The sequence below is a fragment of the Mycobacterium sp. E735 genome (assembly GCF_001666955.1).
Taxonomy (GTDB): domain Bacteria; phylum Actinomycetota; class Actinomycetes; order Mycobacteriales; family Mycobacteriaceae; genus Mycobacterium.
In genome coordinates, this window is the sequence record NZ_LZIX01000027.1 from 1 (window position 1) to 926 (window position 926).

The window sequence follows — 926 nt, forward strand, 5'->3', positions numbered from 1 at the left end:
TGCGCCTACTTCGAGCGCGACGACATGACGCTCGAAGAGGCGCAGCTTGCCAAGATCGACCTGGCGCTGGGCAAGCTCAAGCTGGAACCGGGCATGACGCTGCTGGACATCGGCTGCGGCTGGGGCGCGACCATGCGCCGGGCCATCGAGAAGTACGACGTCAACGTCGTGGGCCTGACGTTGTCGGAGAACCAGGCCGAGCACGTCCAGAGAACGTTCGACGAGATGGACACCCCCCGCACCCGGCGGGTGCTGCTGGAGGGCTGGGAGAAGTTTCACGAACCCGTCGACCGCATCGTTTCGATCGGCGCCTTCGAGCACTTCGGCCGCCAGCGCTACGGCCGCTTCTTCAAGATGGCCTACCAGGTGCTGCCGTCCGACGGAATCATGTTGCTGCACACCATTTTGACCTATCAATGGCAGCAGATGCCCGCACTCGGCATCAAGCTGACTATGCGCGATGTGAGATTCGCGCGATTCATCGGCACCGAGATTTTTCCGGGCGGCCAGCTGCCGACGCAGGAAGATATTTTCAAATTCGCTGAGCCCGCCGGATTCTCGGTCGAAAAGGTGCAATTACTGGGTGAGCACTACGAGCGGACTCTCAATATATGGGCGGCAAACCTGGCGGCCAACAAGGACGCGGCCATCGCGATCCAGTCGCAAGAGGTCTACGACCGCTACATGAAGTACCTGACCGGCTGCGAGGACTTCTTCCGCAAGGGCATCAGCAATGTGGGCCAGTTCACCCTCGTGAAGTAGGCGGCGAGGAGCTGGGGGTCGTTCCGCTACTTTTGCAGCGTGAACTGGTCGACGTCGGTGTAACCCTGGCGGAACAGCTTCGCGCAACCGGTCAGGTACTTCATGTAGCGGTCGTAGACCTCTTGCGACTGGATGGCGATGGCCTCGTCGCGGTTCGCCTCGAG

At 61.2% G+C, this 926-nt stretch carries 2 protein-coding genes; one reads left to right on the forward strand and one right to left on the reverse strand.

The genetic code is table 11. From position 1 onward, the window contains the following. Positions 1-762 (forward strand): cyclopropane mycolic acid synthase family methyltransferase (locus tag A5704_RS02635; protein ID WP_067887268.1); only part of this gene is annotated, 762 nt, incomplete at its 5' end. Between the two features lie 26 nt (positions 763-788). On the opposite strand, the gene A5704_RS27320 is transcribed toward A5704_RS02635, so the two are convergent. Beyond that, positions 789-926: class I SAM-dependent methyltransferase (locus A5704_RS27320; RefSeq protein WP_197508435.1), on the reverse strand; the 138-nt coding region annotated here is incomplete at its 5' end.